The sequence below is a fragment of the Micromonospora chalcea genome (genome assembly GCF_028768405.1).
In the GTDB taxonomy this organism is placed as follows: domain Bacteria; phylum Actinomycetota; class Actinomycetes; order Mycobacteriales; family Micromonosporaceae; genus Micromonospora; species Micromonospora chalcea.
In genome coordinates this window covers 4,647,024-4,661,126 of record NZ_CP118233.1, presented here as the reverse complement: position 1 = coordinate 4,661,126, position 14,103 = coordinate 4,647,024, and the positions used below count along the sequence as shown (strand labels likewise).

At 72.7% G+C, this 14,103-nt stretch carries 15 protein-coding genes; 2 read left to right on the top strand and 13 right to left on the bottom strand.

What is annotated here, in order from left to right; translation table 11 throughout:
* Positions 1 to 26 precede the first annotated feature (26 nt).
* Positions 27 to 746 (top strand): AIM24 family protein, encoded by a 720-nt coding sequence (locus PVK74_RS20670; protein ID WP_043327727.1) that lies wholly within the window; start codon positions 27 to 29, stop codon positions 744 to 746.
* A gap of 43 nt (positions 747 to 789) precedes the next feature.
* Here PVK74_RS20670 and pheA read toward each other — a convergent pair whose 3' ends face one another.
* The 4 genes from pheA to PVK74_RS20650 all read right to left on the bottom strand — a co-directional run bounded on the left by pheA (position 790) and on the right by PVK74_RS20650 (position 3,704).
* Complete coding sequence (pheA, locus tag PVK74_RS20665) at positions 790 to 1,746, bottom strand: prephenate dehydratase (RefSeq protein WP_043327728.1); 957 nt, start codon at positions 1,744 to 1,746, stop codon at positions 790 to 792.
* Between the two features lie 10 nt (positions 1,747 to 1,756).
* Positions 1,757 to 2,296, bottom strand: a complete 540-nt coding sequence (locus PVK74_RS20660; RefSeq protein ID WP_064448084.1) for a hypothetical protein — start codon at positions 2,294 to 2,296, stop codon at positions 1,757 to 1,759.
* A gap of 73 nt (positions 2,297 to 2,369) precedes the next feature.
* Positions 2,370 to 2,822 (bottom strand): hypothetical protein, encoded by a 453-nt coding sequence (locus PVK74_RS20655; protein ID WP_030499431.1) that lies wholly within the window; start codon positions 2,820 to 2,822, stop codon positions 2,370 to 2,372.
* A 144-nt stretch (positions 2,823 to 2,966) separates the two neighbouring features.
* The gene (locus tag PVK74_RS20650) at positions 2,967 to 3,704 is read right to left on the bottom strand and encodes a hypothetical protein (protein WP_274477031.1); all 738 of its coding nucleotides are present in this window, start codon (positions 3,702 to 3,704) and stop codon (positions 2,967 to 2,969) included.
* Between the two features lie 162 nt (positions 3,705 to 3,866).
* Between PVK74_RS20650 and PVK74_RS20645 the strand changes: the two genes are divergently transcribed.
* Positions 3,867 to 5,081, top strand: a complete 1,215-nt coding sequence (locus tag PVK74_RS20645; RefSeq protein ID WP_274477030.1) for an arginine deiminase — start codon at positions 3,867 to 3,869, stop codon at positions 5,079 to 5,081.
* Positions 5,082 to 5,090: 9 nt separating this feature from the next.
* On the opposite strand, the gene PVK74_RS20640 is transcribed toward PVK74_RS20645, so the two are convergent.
* From PVK74_RS20640 to PVK74_RS20600, 9 genes are all read right to left on the bottom strand, one after another.
* The gene (locus PVK74_RS20640) at positions 5,091 to 5,975 is read right to left on the bottom strand and encodes a DUF5926 family protein (RefSeq protein ID WP_166456775.1); all 885 of its coding nucleotides are present in this window, start codon (positions 5,973 to 5,975) and stop codon (positions 5,091 to 5,093) included.
* Between the two features lie 60 nt (positions 5,976 to 6,035).
* Positions 6,036 to 6,452, bottom strand: coding sequence for an ATP-binding protein (locus PVK74_RS20635; protein WP_176722903.1), 417 nt, complete (start codon positions 6,450 to 6,452; stop codon positions 6,036 to 6,038).
* Between the two features lie 63 nt (positions 6,453 to 6,515).
* A complete protein-coding gene (locus tag PVK74_RS20630) occupies positions 6,516 to 7,970 on the bottom strand; it encodes an ATP-binding protein (protein ID WP_043327733.1) in 1,455 nt (484 codons plus the stop codon).
* A gap of 76 nt (positions 7,971 to 8,046) precedes the next feature.
* Positions 8,047 to 8,838 carry a glycerophosphodiester phosphodiesterase gene (locus tag PVK74_RS20625; protein WP_043327734.1) on the bottom strand — a complete coding sequence of 264 codons (792 nt, stop codon included), beginning with the start codon at positions 8,836 to 8,838 and terminating at the stop codon, positions 8,047 to 8,049.
* Between the two features lie 7 nt (positions 8,839 to 8,845).
* The gene (locus tag PVK74_RS20620; protein WP_030499424.1) at positions 8,846 to 9,181 is read right to left on the bottom strand and encodes a rhodanese-like domain-containing protein; all 336 of its coding nucleotides are present in this window, start codon (positions 9,179 to 9,181) and stop codon (positions 8,846 to 8,848) included.
* A 28-nt stretch (positions 9,182 to 9,209) separates the two neighbouring features.
* Positions 9,210 to 10,127 (bottom strand): LCP family protein, encoded by a 918-nt coding sequence (locus PVK74_RS20615; RefSeq protein ID WP_233607736.1) that lies wholly within the window; start codon positions 10,125 to 10,127, stop codon positions 9,210 to 9,212.
* A 197-nt stretch (positions 10,128 to 10,324) separates the two neighbouring features.
* Positions 10,325 to 11,539, bottom strand: a complete 1,215-nt coding sequence (locus PVK74_RS20610) for an LCP family protein (RefSeq protein ID WP_043327735.1) — start codon at positions 11,537 to 11,539, stop codon at positions 10,325 to 10,327.
* Positions 11,540 to 11,742: 203 nt separating this feature from the next.
* Positions 11,743 to 12,990, bottom strand: coding sequence for an LCP family protein (locus tag PVK74_RS20605; RefSeq protein ID WP_274477029.1), 1,248 nt, complete (start codon positions 12,988 to 12,990; stop codon positions 11,743 to 11,745).
* A gap of 74 nt (positions 12,991 to 13,064) precedes the next feature.
* Positions 13,065 to 14,042 (bottom strand): NAD-dependent epimerase/dehydratase family protein, encoded by a 978-nt coding sequence (locus PVK74_RS20600; RefSeq protein WP_043327737.1) that lies wholly within the window; start codon positions 14,040 to 14,042, stop codon positions 13,065 to 13,067.
* Positions 14,043 to 14,103: the final 61 nt, after the last annotated feature.

Genomic DNA, 14,103 nt, shown 5'->3' with positions numbered 1-14,103 from the left:
CACATTCTGACCCAGGAGGAAAACCCATGCGCAGCGCGCTGTTCTCCGCGGAGAACCTTGAGAAGGAGTCCCAGCAGCCGGGCATGCGGTTGCAGAACTCCAAGATGCTGAAGATCGAGCTGAACGGCGAGGCGATGGCCCGCGTCGGCTCGATGGTCGCCTACCAGGGCCAGGTGCAGTTCCAGGCCCTCGGCTCCGGCGGCATCGGCAAGTTCATCAAGCAGCGCCTCACCGGTGAGGGCGTGCCGCTGATGAAGGTCTCCGGGCGCGGCGACGTGTTCCTCGCCGACTTCGCCAAGGACGTGCACGTCATCGACCTGGAGCCGGGCGACGCGCTGTCCATCAACGGCTCCAGCGTGCTGGCCTTCGACTCGACCCTGCAGTACGACATCAAGATGGTCGGCGGCGCCGGTTTCGCGTCCTCCTCCGGCCTGTTCAACTGCGTGTTCACCGGGCACGGCCGGATCGCCATCACCACCAAGGGCACCCCGGTGGTGCTCAACGTGGACGCGCCGACGTACGTGGACCCGCAGGCGGCGGTCTGCTGGTCGGCGAACCTCCAGACCGGCTACCACCGCGCCGAGCAGCTCGGCCTCGGCACGCTGCTCGGCCGCAGCACCGGTGAGGCGTTCACGATGAGCTTCGCCGGACAGGGTTTCGTCGTCGTCCAGCCCTCGGAGGAGCCTCCGGTGGCCGGCAGCGGCACCCAGCAGCAGGGCGGCGTGCTCGGCGGCCTGCTGCAGTGACCCTCCGGTGCCCGGGGCGCCCGCCGTGGTCGCCCCGGGCCGGTCAGCTCAGCTCGCCGGACCGCAGCCGGGCCACCCAGGCCGCCGCGTCGGCGTAGTCGAGGTCGGAGGGCCCGGTGGACGCCGCCGCCGACCGGTCACCCGCCGCCGCGTTCCAGCGGTGCCGGGGGTACGACCCCAGGAACCGCACGTCGGCGCAGACCCGGCGCAGCCCCTGCAACGCCTCGCCGAGGCGTACGTCGGCGACGTGCCCGGCACAGTCCAGGAAGAACACGTACCGGCCGAGCGCCTCACCGGTGGGGCGGGACTCGATGCGGGTCATGTTCACACCCCGCACCGCCAGTTCCATGAGCACCGCCAGCAGCGCGCCCACCCGGTCGTGCGCGATGTAGACCGCCAGCGAGGTGAGGTCGTCACCGGTCGGCGGCGGAGGCGGCCCGGGGCGGGACACCAGCGCGAAGCGGGTCACCGCGTCCGGATGGTCGGCGATCTTGTCGGCGAGGACCGCCAGCCGGTGCCGGGTCGCGCCGATCGGGGCGCAGATGGCGGCGTCGTACTCGCCGCTCGCCGCGCCGGCCGCCGCGGCGCCGTTGGAGAGCACGTCGACAACCGTGGCGTCGGGCAGGTGCTCGCGCAGCCAGCCCCGGCACTGGGTGGACGCCTGCGGGTGGGCGGCCACGCCGCGCACGTCGGCGAGCGTGGTGCCGGGCCGGGCGGCGAGCACGAACTCCACCGGCAGGACGACCTCGCGGGTGATCACCAACGGGTCGCCCTCGGCCAGCTCGTCGAGCGTCACGCCGACGGCGCCGCCGATGGAGTTCTCCAGCGGCACCAGGGCCGCATCCGCGTCGCCGGCGCGTACCGCGTCGAGCGCCTCGCCGACGCTGCGCGCCGGTGTGCGCTCCCCGCGTTCGGCGGCGGGCACCGTTCGCAGGGCCTGTTCGGCGAAGGTGCCCTCGGGGCCCAGGTAGACGAAGCGGGTCGGCGGTGTTCCCGGCATGCCGACCAGCCTACGCACCCGGCGTGCCGTCGCAGGCCAGGGTACGGATGCCGGGCGGCGCGAGGGTCCGCACCTCGACGCCGCACACGTCCGTCCCGGCCGTCACCAGCGTCGGCGTGCCGCTGCCGCCCCGGGTGACGACCTGCAGCTCCTCGTGTCCGGCGACCGCCAGCACGGTGTACTGCCACCCTTCGGCGCAGAGCGGACCGGTGGCCACTGTGACCCGGACGTCGCGGGGCAGCACTCCGGCGGACCCGCGCAGCAGCGCGACGATCCGGTCGCCGGACGGCCGGCCCCGGCACGGCGTCGCCGTCACCGGCGTGGACGGGGAGAGCACGGGCGCGGACGGTGTGACAGGTGCCACCGTCGTGGCGCTCGGGGTGGGCGTGGCGGACGTCGACGGGACCGGCGCGGGCGTGGCGACGGCGGGCGGCGTGCGCAGCTCGGGCGGCGCGCCGCAGGCGGCGAGGGCGAGCACCGCCAGCAGCGCCAGTGGGCGGTGCCGGCGACCGGGGTGGGGGGTGCGGAGCACGGTGGGCGTCCTCGGCATCGAGGGATGTCGTCGTACGGCGGGGGCCGAGCCCATCGTAGGAGGAGGCCGGGCCCGGGTGGAAGCGTGCCGGTCAGACCGCGGAGAGGAAGGTGAGCGAGCCGGCCACCACGCCGTCGGTGAGCACCGGGGTGGAGATCGCGTCGACCGTGCGGCCGGCGTCGGAGTTGGGCCCCTGCACGCGGAGCAGACCCCGGGCGAGTCGCCCGGAGTGCAGCGCGAGCAGCGGCGGGATCTTGTCGGTCTCCTGCTCGGTCAGCTCGCTCGGGCTGGCCGTGAAGTCCACCAGGCGCAGGCCGCCCTCCAGCAGCGGCAGGCCGATCACGTCCCCCGGCGCGCCCAGGCAGAGCAGCGCGCAGCCGGACGAGGAGATCGCCACGACCGTGGTGCCGGCGTCGATCAGCAGGCACGGCTCGGCGGCTCGGGAGACCATGCCGGACCACTGCCCGAAGTTGTCGGACTCCTGCTCGGTGGAGCCCGCCGGGGGCGCGAACACGTCCGAGAGTGAGAGTTCGACGTGGGCCACCGCGCCTCCTATGTACACCGACGGTCTGTCCACGCTAGCCGGTCGGTGCGGCGGGAGCATCGGCTGCCGGGCGGCCGGCGACGACGCGGACCGACGGAACCAGTCGGGGGCGGAGCCGGGGGCCGCGTGGCGTCGCCGGAGACGTTACCGGCGGGCGGCCCGCTTGTCAGCGGCCGTTCGGCCCTCGTCGTACCACCGGTAGTCGGCGGTTGGACGGTACGTGTCGTTGAACCACGTCGACGGCGCCTGGGCCACGCGGGACAGCTTCTCGGCGGTGGCCGGGCTGATCCGGTTCCCGCCGGCCACGAGCAGGCGGTCCAGCTCCCGGTGGGTGGCCATGAGGCAGTCCTTCGGCAGCCCGTAGACGCTGATCACGCCGGAGCCGACGAACGTCAGCACCGGCGTGACCGGGATCGGCAGGCCGACCGCGTCGGAGAGGGCCTTGCTGGCCCGCTTGGCGTCCCGGCGCGCCTCCGCCACGTACGGCGGGCGCTTGCCGTTGATCTGCACGACGTCACCGGCGACGAGCACGCGCGCGCGGCCGTGGTCGGCGATGGTGACCGCGAACAGGCCGCTCGGGCCGATGGCCAGGAACCCGGCCCGGTCGTCGCGGACGCGGTCGAGCAGCATGTCGGCCGGGTCCGTCCGGGGCCACTCGATGACGTGCCAGGCGGGCCCGAGGTGGTCGAGCTGGCCGAGGGCGCGGGCCCCGGCGGCTTCCAACCGGCGGGCCCCCCGCTCCGCCCGGCGACGCCGGGCCCACTCCAGTGGAGTCGGTCGGGCCGGTTCGAGCACCGACGTGGGCTCGACCCGGGTGTGCGGCACCGTGCGGGGCGGCAGTGCCCTGCTCGGTACGGCTCGACGAGCGGGAAAGACAGTCATCGCGACCTCCGGCAAAAGGTCTCTCGAAGTTATGTCTCCACTACCCTACGTTGCGCCCCCGGGGGCTCGGCAAGCCGGGGCGCCGGAGTGAGTGTGGATGAATGCCATATTCATCCACGCTTCTTTTCCGAATGGTGCGCAAGCCTGCCCTAGGCTGCGGGGGTGACCCACTATGTGGACAGCGAAGTCGCCCGGCTCGGGACGGTGTTGCTGCACCGCCCGGGACCGGAACTCGCCCGCCTCACCCCACGCAACAACGACTCGTTGCTGTTCGACGCCATCCCATGGGTGGGACGGGCGCAGGAGGAGCACGACGCGTTCGCGGCGGCGCTGCGGTCCCGCGGGGTCGAGGTGCTCTACCTGGCCGACCTGCTGGCCGAGGCGCTCGCCGTGCCGGACGCCCGGGCCGAGCTGACCGAGCAGGTGCTGCGGTCCCGCCGGCTCGGCCACACCCTGCGGCGCCGGGTCGCCGACCACCTGGCGTACCTGGACCCGGCCGGGCTGGCCGACGTGCTGATCGCCGGCCTCGCCCACGAGGAGCTGCGAATCGGCGGCGACCGACCCGGCGGTCTCGTGTGGACCCTGATGGACCGGCACGACTTCGTCATCGACCCGCTGCCCAACCTGCTGTTCACCCGCGACTCGTCGGTGTGGATCGGGGACCGGGTCGGTGTCACCAGCCTGGCCATGCCGGCGCGACGGCGGGAGACCACGCTCACCGACGCCATTTACCGCTACCACCCCCGGTTCGTCGGCACCGAGTTCGTCTACCACCCGCGGCTGGAGCATCTGGAGGGCGGCGACGTGCTGCTGCTCGCCCCGGGGGTGCTCGCCGTCGGCGTCGGCGAACGCACCACCCCGGCCGGCGCGGAGCGGCTGGCCCGGCAGGTGTTCGCCGCCGGCCTGGCGCACACCATCCTGGTGGTCCCGATCGCGCAGGAGCGCGCCACCATGCACCTGGACACGGTCTGCACGATGGTCGACACCGACGCCGTGCTGATGTACCCGAACATCGCCAACGAGCTGTCCGCGTACACGGTGATCGTCGGCGCGGACGGCGACGACCTGCGGGTCGACGGCCCGGCGCCGTTCCTGCGCGCCGCCGCCGACGCGATGGACCTCGATCAGCTCCGGGTGATCGACACCGGCCTCGACCCGGTCACCGCCGAACGCGAGCAGTGGGACGACGGCAACAACACGCTCGCGCTCGCGCCCCGGCTCTGCGTCGGGTACGAGCGCAACGTGGAGACCAACGCGCAACTGGAACGGGCCGGCATCGAGGTGATCGCGATCGCCGGATCGGAGCTGGGCTCCGGGCGCGGCGGCCCGCGCTGCATGTCCTGCCCGCTGGTGCGGGAGAAGGGCGGGGCCGCCTGACCCGGAACGTCAGCGCAGCGTCAGCTGGCGGCCGAGCAGCCCCTGCCGCGACCGGCGGCCGGCCGCGTCCAGCGGCGCCTGCTCGGCGACCGCCTCGGCGTAACGCTTGGCGAACTCCGCCAGCGGCGCCTCCCACTCGGCGGCCGGGGTGTCCTCCGGCAGGTCCCAGACCGGCGCGAGACGCCCGTGCGCCCGGAACATGCCGGCGAACTTCGTGTCGTCGCCGAGCGTCAGCGCGCCGGCCGCGCCGAGCCGGGACAGCGCGTCCAGCGCGGCGTCCTCGTCCTCCGGCAGGACCATCCGCACGTGGGCCTTCTCCGGCACCTGGCACCAGTACGCGGCCCGCGCGGCGGCCAGCTTCACGGTCGGGTAGATGGCCGAGTTGGCCCGCTCCAGGGACGCCTGCACGTTCGGGTCGTCGGCGGCGCCCGGGTCGAGCCAGAAGTCGAACCCGTCGTGCATGGTGATCTCCAGCGGGCCGTCCACCAGGATGTCCTGGAGGCGGGGGCCGGGCCCGGGCAGCGGCGGCACGCTCACCTGGCCGCCCGGCTCGGTGCGCAGCGCGGAGATCAGCGCGTCGGCCAGGTCCCGGGAGACGTCGCCGGACTGCTGGTGCCGCTGCAGACCGATGAAGACGCGCCCGTCCGGCTTGGTCATCGCCGGGGCGGCCATCGGCAGCACGGTGGCCAGCGTGACCGGGCGGTCGCCGTACTCCTCGATCAGTTCCGGGGTGAGCCGCAGCGGCGCGGACGCGGCCGGGACCAGCTCACGCAGGGCGATCCACTCCGGCTCGTCGACCAGGCCCTCGAACGGCCGGGGCACGAAGACGTCGCGCACCTTCTCCCGCTTGGGGGTGCTCTCGCCGACCCGCTGGTTCTTCCGACGCTTGCTCATGGCGAGACAGCCTAGATGCCGGGCCGCGCGGGTGGGGGCAGGACCCGCCTGCCCGTGCGTTCAGCCGGCCGCGACCAGGCCCGGCCGGTGCGCCGGGGCCGGATCGAACCGTGCCCAGACGCTCTGGCCCAGGCCGTCGCGCTCCACACCCCAGCCGCTGGCGAGCCCGGCGACGATGTGCAGGCCCCGCCCGTCGGCGGCGTCCGGCGAGGCGGCCCGCATGCACGGGCCGGCGCCGGAACCACCGTCGGTGACCCGGAGCTGGATGCTCGGCCCCTCCTCGGTGACGCGCAGCCGCCAGGCCACCCGGACCACGCCGCCGGGCAGCGCGTCGGCGTGCCGGACCGCGTTGCCGACCAGTTCGGCGAGGACCGCGACCAGGTCGGCCAGCAGAATCGGGGGTACGACGCCGGTCAGCTCGTCGGCGAGCCGGTGCCGGGCCAGACGCGCGCCGGTCGGGTCGTGGGGCACCACCACACACCACGACCGTTCGGGCGGACCAGTCGACACGTCGTTCCTTCCCCGTCTGCGAGCGCCGGGTCAACCCCGCGGCAGCCGCACCTCTGCGACCGTACCGCCACCGGCTCTGGGCCGGAGGGATACCCATCCATTCTGCTGTTCAACGATCTGGCGGACGAGATAGAGACCGAGTCCAGCGCCCGGATACCGCCGGCGGTCGCCGGACTCGCCCTGCCAGAACCGGTCGAAGGCCCGCTCCACGTGTTCCGGGCGGATGCCGATGCCCCGGTCGGCCACCCGGAACGAGACGGTCCGCTCGTTCGCCTCGGCGGTGACCTCGATCGGGGTGTCCGGCAGTGAGTACTTCCCGGCGTTCGTGCCCAGCTCGGTGAGCACTGTGGCGAGGCTGTGCCGGTCGCCGAGCGCCTTGGGCAGGTCGGCCGGCAGGTCGAGCACGACCCGGTGCCGGATGTCGGCCGGCAGGTCCGTCGCCGCCGCGCGCAGCGCGTCGACCAGGTCGAACGGCGCGGCCGGTTCCCCGCCGGGACGGTTCTCGGTGGCGGCGGTCAGCAGCCTGTCGACCAGGCGGGCCAGCTCGTTCGCGCGCTGGCCGATGATCCGCGCGGCCTGCCGGCGGTCGTCGTCGCTCAGCGAGTCCCAGTGGTCGGTGAGGGTGTCCGCGTACCCCTTGATCACGGTGACCGGGGTCCGCAGCTCGTGGCTGGTCACCGCCACGAAGAGATCGCGGTCGTGGTCGCGCCGCTGCTGGTCGGTGACGTCGCGGAAGGTGACCACGCGCAGCGCGTTCGGGCCGGGCAGCTCGCCGGAGGTGATCCGCAGCCAGCGCCCGTCCGGCATCCGGTGGTCGAGCACCTGGCCCGGCGGCGGCAGCGGGAACGGCAGCGGGCGGCTCAGCGCCTCCTCCGCCGGACGGCCGGTCACCTGGACCGCCGCCGGGTTCCAGAGCCGGATCCGCCCGTCGCGGTCCACCACGGCCAGCCCGTCGGCGAGCGCCGCCACCACCGGGCCGTCCCCGTGCACCGGCAGGCCGGTCTGGTCGCCGTACATGTGCGCGACGCACGCGGCCACGTAGCCGATCACGGCGCGTTGCGCGGCATCCGGCGGCTCGCCCAGCGGGTAGAGCGCGTGCAGGCTGCCGACGGTGAGACCGCCGATCTCGGCACGCGCCACGATCATCCGGCTGAGCCCCCGGCCGGCCACCTCGTCGGCGAGCGCGCCCGGGATCGCGTCGACCCGGACCTCCCGCACCGGCGGCCCGGCGAGCAGGCAGACGGTGGCCGGGTCGGTGGCGGGCAGCGGTCGGCCGAGCACGAACTCGGCGCGGCCGGTCGCCGCGATCACCCGTCCGCCGGCCGGGGTGAACTCCACGAAGACCAGACCGGCCGCGCCCACCGCCGGTCCGACCTCGTGGAGCAGGCGGTTGAGCACTGCGGGACCGGACTCGCCCGCGTTGATCATGTTGATCACAGTCGTGTGGCCGGCGATGAGGGCGGGGTAGTCGGTTCGCTCCGGCATGTCCCGAGTGTGCCGCGCGGCAGCCCTCCCGGACACCCCCGGCCGGTCGACTGTGGCCGATACCGATCGACCGGACTCACCGGCCCAACCGGGCCAGCGCACGGGCCGGCCGGTCCGTGATCACCCCGTCCACGCCGGCTTCCAGCACGAGTTCCAGATCCTCCGGCTCATTGACGGTCCACACGTACACCGAGTGGCCGGCCGCGCGCAGCGAGGGAACCAGGCGCGGGCGGGCCCGGACCAGGTCCACGCCGGGACCGGCGATCCGGGCGCCGAACGGCAGCCGGCCCAGCGGCAGCAGCCGCGGCAGCACCTCCAGCAGCAGCACCGTGGGCAGCGCCGGGGCGAGTTCCCGCATCCGGCGTACGGCCAGCGGCGAGAACGACATCACAGTCACCTGGACCCGATGGCCCGGGCGGGGCTCGTCCAGCCCGTACCGGCGCAGCAGCGTGACCAGGCGGCGCTCGACCTCGCCCCGGTAACGCGAGGGGTGCTTGGTCTCGATCAGCAGCCGGACCGGCCGCCCGGCGTCGAGCACCGCGTCGAGCAGCCGCTCCAGCGTGAGCAGCCGGGTGTGCGACTCGTCCAGCGGCTCGTCGTCCTCGGCGAGCGTCGCGGCCCGGTGCCAGGAGCCGAAGTCGAGCGCGTCCAGTTCGGCGAGCGTACGCGCGCTGACCAGCCCGTGCCCGTTGCTGGTGCGGTCCAGCCGGCGGTCGTGCACGCAGACCAGGTGCCCGTCACGGGTCAGCCGGACGTCGCACTCCAGCCCGTCCGCGCCCTCCTCGATGGCACGGAGGTAGGCCGCGAGCGTGTGCTCCGGCAGGTCGTACGAGGCGCCGCGGTGGGCGAAGACCAGGGGGACGGTCATGACCGCCTCAGGCGACCCGGCCCGGCTGCCCGTCGTCGGTGACCACCGGGCGGCCGGCGGCGGCCCAGTCGCCCATCCCGCCCTCGACGTTGCGCACCTGGTCCCAGCCGTTACGCAGCAGATAGCCGACGACCTGGGCGGAGCGGCCGCCGGAGCGGCAGATCACCGCCACGTCGCGGTCCTGCGGGATCTCGGCCAGCCGGGCGGGCAGCTCGGTCATCGGCAGGTGACGGGCGGCCGGCGCGTGGCCGGCGGCCCACTCGTCGTCCTCGCGGACGTCGAGCAGGTAGACGTCGTCGGGCACGGCCGACGCGGGGACGCTTGGTAGTGAGGCTCCGAACACGGTCACCAAGCCTAGCCGCCCGGACCGCTCACAGCCGGTTGACCCAGCGCGGATTCGCGCCGGCCCACTGCGGCATCCGGGTGTCGCGCAGCGCGGTGAACAGACCGCCGCCGCCGTTGTCCAGCACCACGTACGAGACGCCGTCGATGGTCTGCGGGTACGAGGGCACCTGGACGCCGCGCAGGGCGTCCGCCGGTAGCCCGCGCAACGCGAACAGCAGCTCGTCCAGGGGTACGCCGTTGGTGTCCACGGTCAGCGCTCCGCCGGCCGCGCGCAGCACCCGGTCGAGCTTCACCGGATCGGTGCGCAGGTGGGTCTCGCCCGCCCGGTCGAGCACCGCCCGGAGCATCTGCTGCTGGTGGCGCTGCCTGTCGTAGTCGCCGCCGGGCAGGTCGTAGCGCTGGCGGACGTAGTCGAGCGTCCGGGCGCCGTCCATCTGCTGGCAGCCGGCGTCGAACTGGTGCTTCGTGTGGATCGAGCGCACCGGCGTGTCCACGCACATCCGGATGCCGCCGAGCTCGTCGATCACCTGTTTGAAACCGGAGAAGTCGACGAGCGCGGCGCCGTCGAAGCGGATGCCGGTGAGCCGGGTCAGCGTGGTGCTGAGCAGCCGGGCGCCGCCCTCGCCCCCGCCGCCGTGCTCGTACGCGGCGTTGACCTTGTCCTGGCCGCCGGGGAAGCCGGGCGCCGCCGGGAGCGCCACCAGCAGGTCGCGCGGCACGGAGATCAGGTACGCCTGCCGCATGCCGGCCGGCACGTGCACGATCAGGATGCTGTCGGAGCGCTGGTCCTCGGGGTTCGCGCCGGGCCGGTGGTCCGAGCCGATCAGGAGGTAGTTGAGCGCGCCGTCCAGGTCTGTCCGCTTGTTCCGGGCGGCCGGGTCGAGCAGTTGCTCCTTGGCCACAGTGCGGTCGTAGCGGTGGGTGAGCCAGTTCAGCCCGGCCACGCCGAGCGCGGCGAGCAGGACCAGGACGAGTCCGGTGCCGAGCAGGAACCGGGCCCAGCGGGCGGGTGCGCCCCGCCCGCGTCGGTTCCGTGCTGGCCTGGACGTGACGATCCCCCCGTAGCCGCGACATGAGACCCGCTCACGTCAGGCTACGGGGGGATCGGCCGACCGATGGCGCTTTCGCGCAGGTCAGCAGGTCATTTACGGGTGGAGAGGACGTCCGGGTTGCTCACCACGAAGTCGGCCAGCTTGTCGTTCTTGACCGCCTGGAACATGTCCATGGTCGTCTCGTTGAACGTCTCCCGGCCGTTGCTGTTGCCGGCGAACGTGCCGCCGTTGGTCCGCAGGGTGACCAGGTCGTTCCCGTTGAGGTTCTTGAGCGTGAAGATGAAGTCCGCGATCGGCACGCCGCCGGTGTCCAGGACGAACGCCTTGCCGGCGGCCTTCATCAGCGAGTTCAGCTTGATCGGGTTGGTCAGCATGCCGCCCTCGGTGGCCTTCTTGGCCATCGCCTTGATCAGCTGCTGCTGGTTCTGCTGCCGGTCGTAGTCGCTGTTCGGCAGGCCGTAGCGCTGGCGGGAGTAGTCGAGCGCCTCCCAGCCCTGCATCTCCCGGCAGCCCTTCTTGTGCACCACTGCCTTGTACGGCTTGCCGGTCTTCTTCGCGTCGGCGTTCCACATCGGCTTGCCGTCGACGTACGACATGTGGTGCGACTTGACCTCGTGGCTCACGCAGATGCGTACCGAGCCGAGCGCGTCGATCACGCTCTTGAAGCCGCCGAAGTTGATGATCGCGGCGCCGTCGAAGCCGATTCCGGTCATCGACTTGATCGTCTTGGCCATCAGCTGGGCGCCGCCCTCCCAGCCGCCGCCGTTCTGGGCGCCGTGGAAGAAGGCCGCGTTGATCTTGTCGGTGCCGCCCTTGTAGCCGCTCTTCTCGAACGCCGGAATACGCGCCTCGGTGTCCCGGGGGATCGAGATCAGGTACGCCTGGTCGTGGCTGGCCGGGATGTGCAGGATGATGATCGTGTCCGACCGGACGTCGTCGGCGGCCCAGCGCTCGCGGGCGTCCACGCCGAGCAGCAGCATGTCGATCGGGCCCTCGAGGCTGTTGCCGCCCTCGGCCTCGCTCTTGCCCGCCCCGCCGAGCAGGTTGCGCTGGGCGATGTTGTCGGTGGCCTGACCGATGACCGCCTTGCTGCCGACGATCGCGACACCGCTGGTCACCATCAGCACCGCGCCGAGCACAAGTGTGAGCTTCGCCCAGAGCGGGTCCTTGCGCTTGGTGCGCTTCTTCTTGCCACCACCGGGACCGCGACCGCCGGAACCGGGTTGTGTGGGGATGACCGGAGGGACCCGCCCGGATGATCCGGGTGCCGGTGACTGCGGGCGACGGCTGGTCTGGACCGACATGCGTGCTCCAGCTCGGTGATCGGGGGCGGGACCACTTTACGTATCTGTTCCCGTATTCGCGACCTCGTAGGCTCGCAATTCCCGTCAATACCGGCCTACATCCTCGGGTTGTGGCCGAACGGGCAGGGGTAAGGAGCCGGTCGGCGGTTGGCCTCCGTGGTGGTGACGTCCTAGCGCTCGTTCCCGGTCATGTCGTGCCGGCGTCAGCCGCCCGTGTCGTCGCCCGAACCCTTCTGGTTGGCCTGCATCCACTCGGCCATCCGGTCCGCGGCGATGGCCTTGTACATCGCCAGCGCCTTCTCCCGGTCGGAGACCACCACCGACTGGCCGTCGATGGTCTGGCCGCCCAGGTGCGGGCTGGTGACGAACGTCAGGTTCTCGCCCCGCAGGCTGCGGAACTGCACTGCCATGTCGGTCAACGAGAATCCCTGGTCGACCGTGACGGCGGCGGTCACCGCCTTGAGGAAGTCGTTCAGCTTCTTCGGGTTCGTGAGCGTCCCGGTGCTCGCCGCCTTGTCCATCAGCGCCTTCAGGAACTCCTGCTGGTGCCGCATCCGGGCGAAGTCGCCGTCCGGGAACTGCTTGCGCTGCCGGACCCAGTCCAGCGCCTCGGCGCCGTTCATGTGGTTCACGCCCTTGGTGAACGTCCGGTACGGCTTGTGGATCGACGTGATGGTCCGCTCCACCTTCAGGTCGACCCCGCCCAGGGCGTCGGTGACCTCCTTGAAGCCGCCGAAGTCGATGGCCATCACGTGGTCGATCCGTACGTCGGTGAAGCACTCCACGGTCTTCACCGCGAGCGGCAGGCCGCCGAACGCGAACGCTGCGTTGATCTTGTTGCGGGAGCCGGAGTCGCAGGACGCGCCCGCGCTCTCCGGGATCGGCACGTACAGGTCACGCGGCACCGAGACCAGGTAGGCGCGCTTGTGGTCGGCCGGGATGTGCATGACGATCAGGGTGTCCGCGCGCCACTTGCCGGAGCCGTCGACCGGAGCGTCCGGATCCCGCGAGTCGCTGCCCACGAGCAGGATGTTGAACGCGCCGTCGACCTGCTTGGCCGGGCGCCCGCCGGTGATCCCGGCGAACGGGTCCGTGCGGGCCAGGTCGTCGTCGAGGTTGCGGGCGTAGAACCAGGCGCCGAGGCCGCCGAGCAGCGCCAGCACCAGCACCGCGACGCCGGCCACCAGGCCGATGCGTCCCCAGCGCGGTCGCGGGCCGCGCCGGCCCGGACCGCCCGGACCGCCGTCGCCCGGGCCGCCGGGTCCGGTCGGCCCCACCGGACCGCCGGTACGCCCCGAGCGGGGCGCCTCGTCGTGCGGGGGATACCAGCGGGCATCCGAGGTGCGGGCGCGCCCGGTGGCGCCCCGGCCGGAGCCGGGAACCGAAGCGCGGCCCGCGTCCCGGTTCAGGGGGTGCGGGAACGGAGAGCCGGCAGACGAGGTCGCTGACATGTAACCGAGGGTAGGTCGGCCGGGCCACCGACGCCCTCGTACGCGCGCCGATGTCAGCCGCGTCCCGGGCGGGTTCAGTACCCGAGCCGCCCGCGGAAGTACTCGATCGTGCGCCGGAGTCCGTCTTCGGGCGTGACGCTCGGCTCATATCCGAGCAGTTCGCGGGCGAGGGTCAGGTCCGGGCGGCGCATCTCCGGGTCGTCCGAAGCGCGAGTGATGTAGCTCACCTCGGACGTGCTTCCGGTGAGTGACACGATCGTCTCGGCCAGTTGCCGCATCGACATCTCGTGCTCGGTGCCGCAGTTGATCGGACCGGTCTGCGTCGAGTCGAGCAGCAGCAGGATTCCGCGCACCAGATCGTCGACGTAACAGATCGAGCGGGTCTGGTTGCCGGTGCCGTGCACGGTGATCGGCTCGCCGCGCAGCGCCTGGGAGATGAACGTCGGGATGGCCCGGCCGTCGTCCGGGCGCATCCGCGGGCCGTACGTGTTGAAGATCCGCACGATCGCGGTGTCGGTGCCCCGGCTGCGGTGGTAGGCCATGGTGGCCGCCTCGGAGAAGCGCTTCGCCTCGTCGTAGACGCTCCGGATGCCGATCGGGTTGACGTTGCCCCAGTACGTCTCCCGCTGCGGGTGCTCCTTCGGGTCGCCGTACGCCTCGGAGGTGGAGGCCATCAGGAATCGCGCGCCGTCGTCGGTGGCCCGCTCCAGCAGCGCCAGCGTGGCCACCGAGCCCACCCGGAGGATCTCCACCGGCAGCTTCTCGAAGTCGGTGGGACTGGCCGGGGACGCCATGTGCAGGATCGCGTCGAACCGCTCGGTCATCGCCGGGTGGTGCGGCAGGCCGTCGGAGATGTCCGCCTCGACCAGCGTGAAGGTCGGCTTGTCCAGCAGGTGGGCCACGTTCTCCTTGGACCCGGTGACGAAGTTGTCCAGCACCACTACCGTGCAGCCGCGCTCGACGAGCCGGTCGACCAGGTGGGACGGGACGAAACCGGCGCCGCCGGTGACCAGGATGCGGTGTCCGCTACCGAAGCGGGGAGCGACCTTCATGGCGGTCAGCCTATACACGCGAGGCGGGGCCCCCGCGTACGGCAGGGGCCCCGCTCGACGT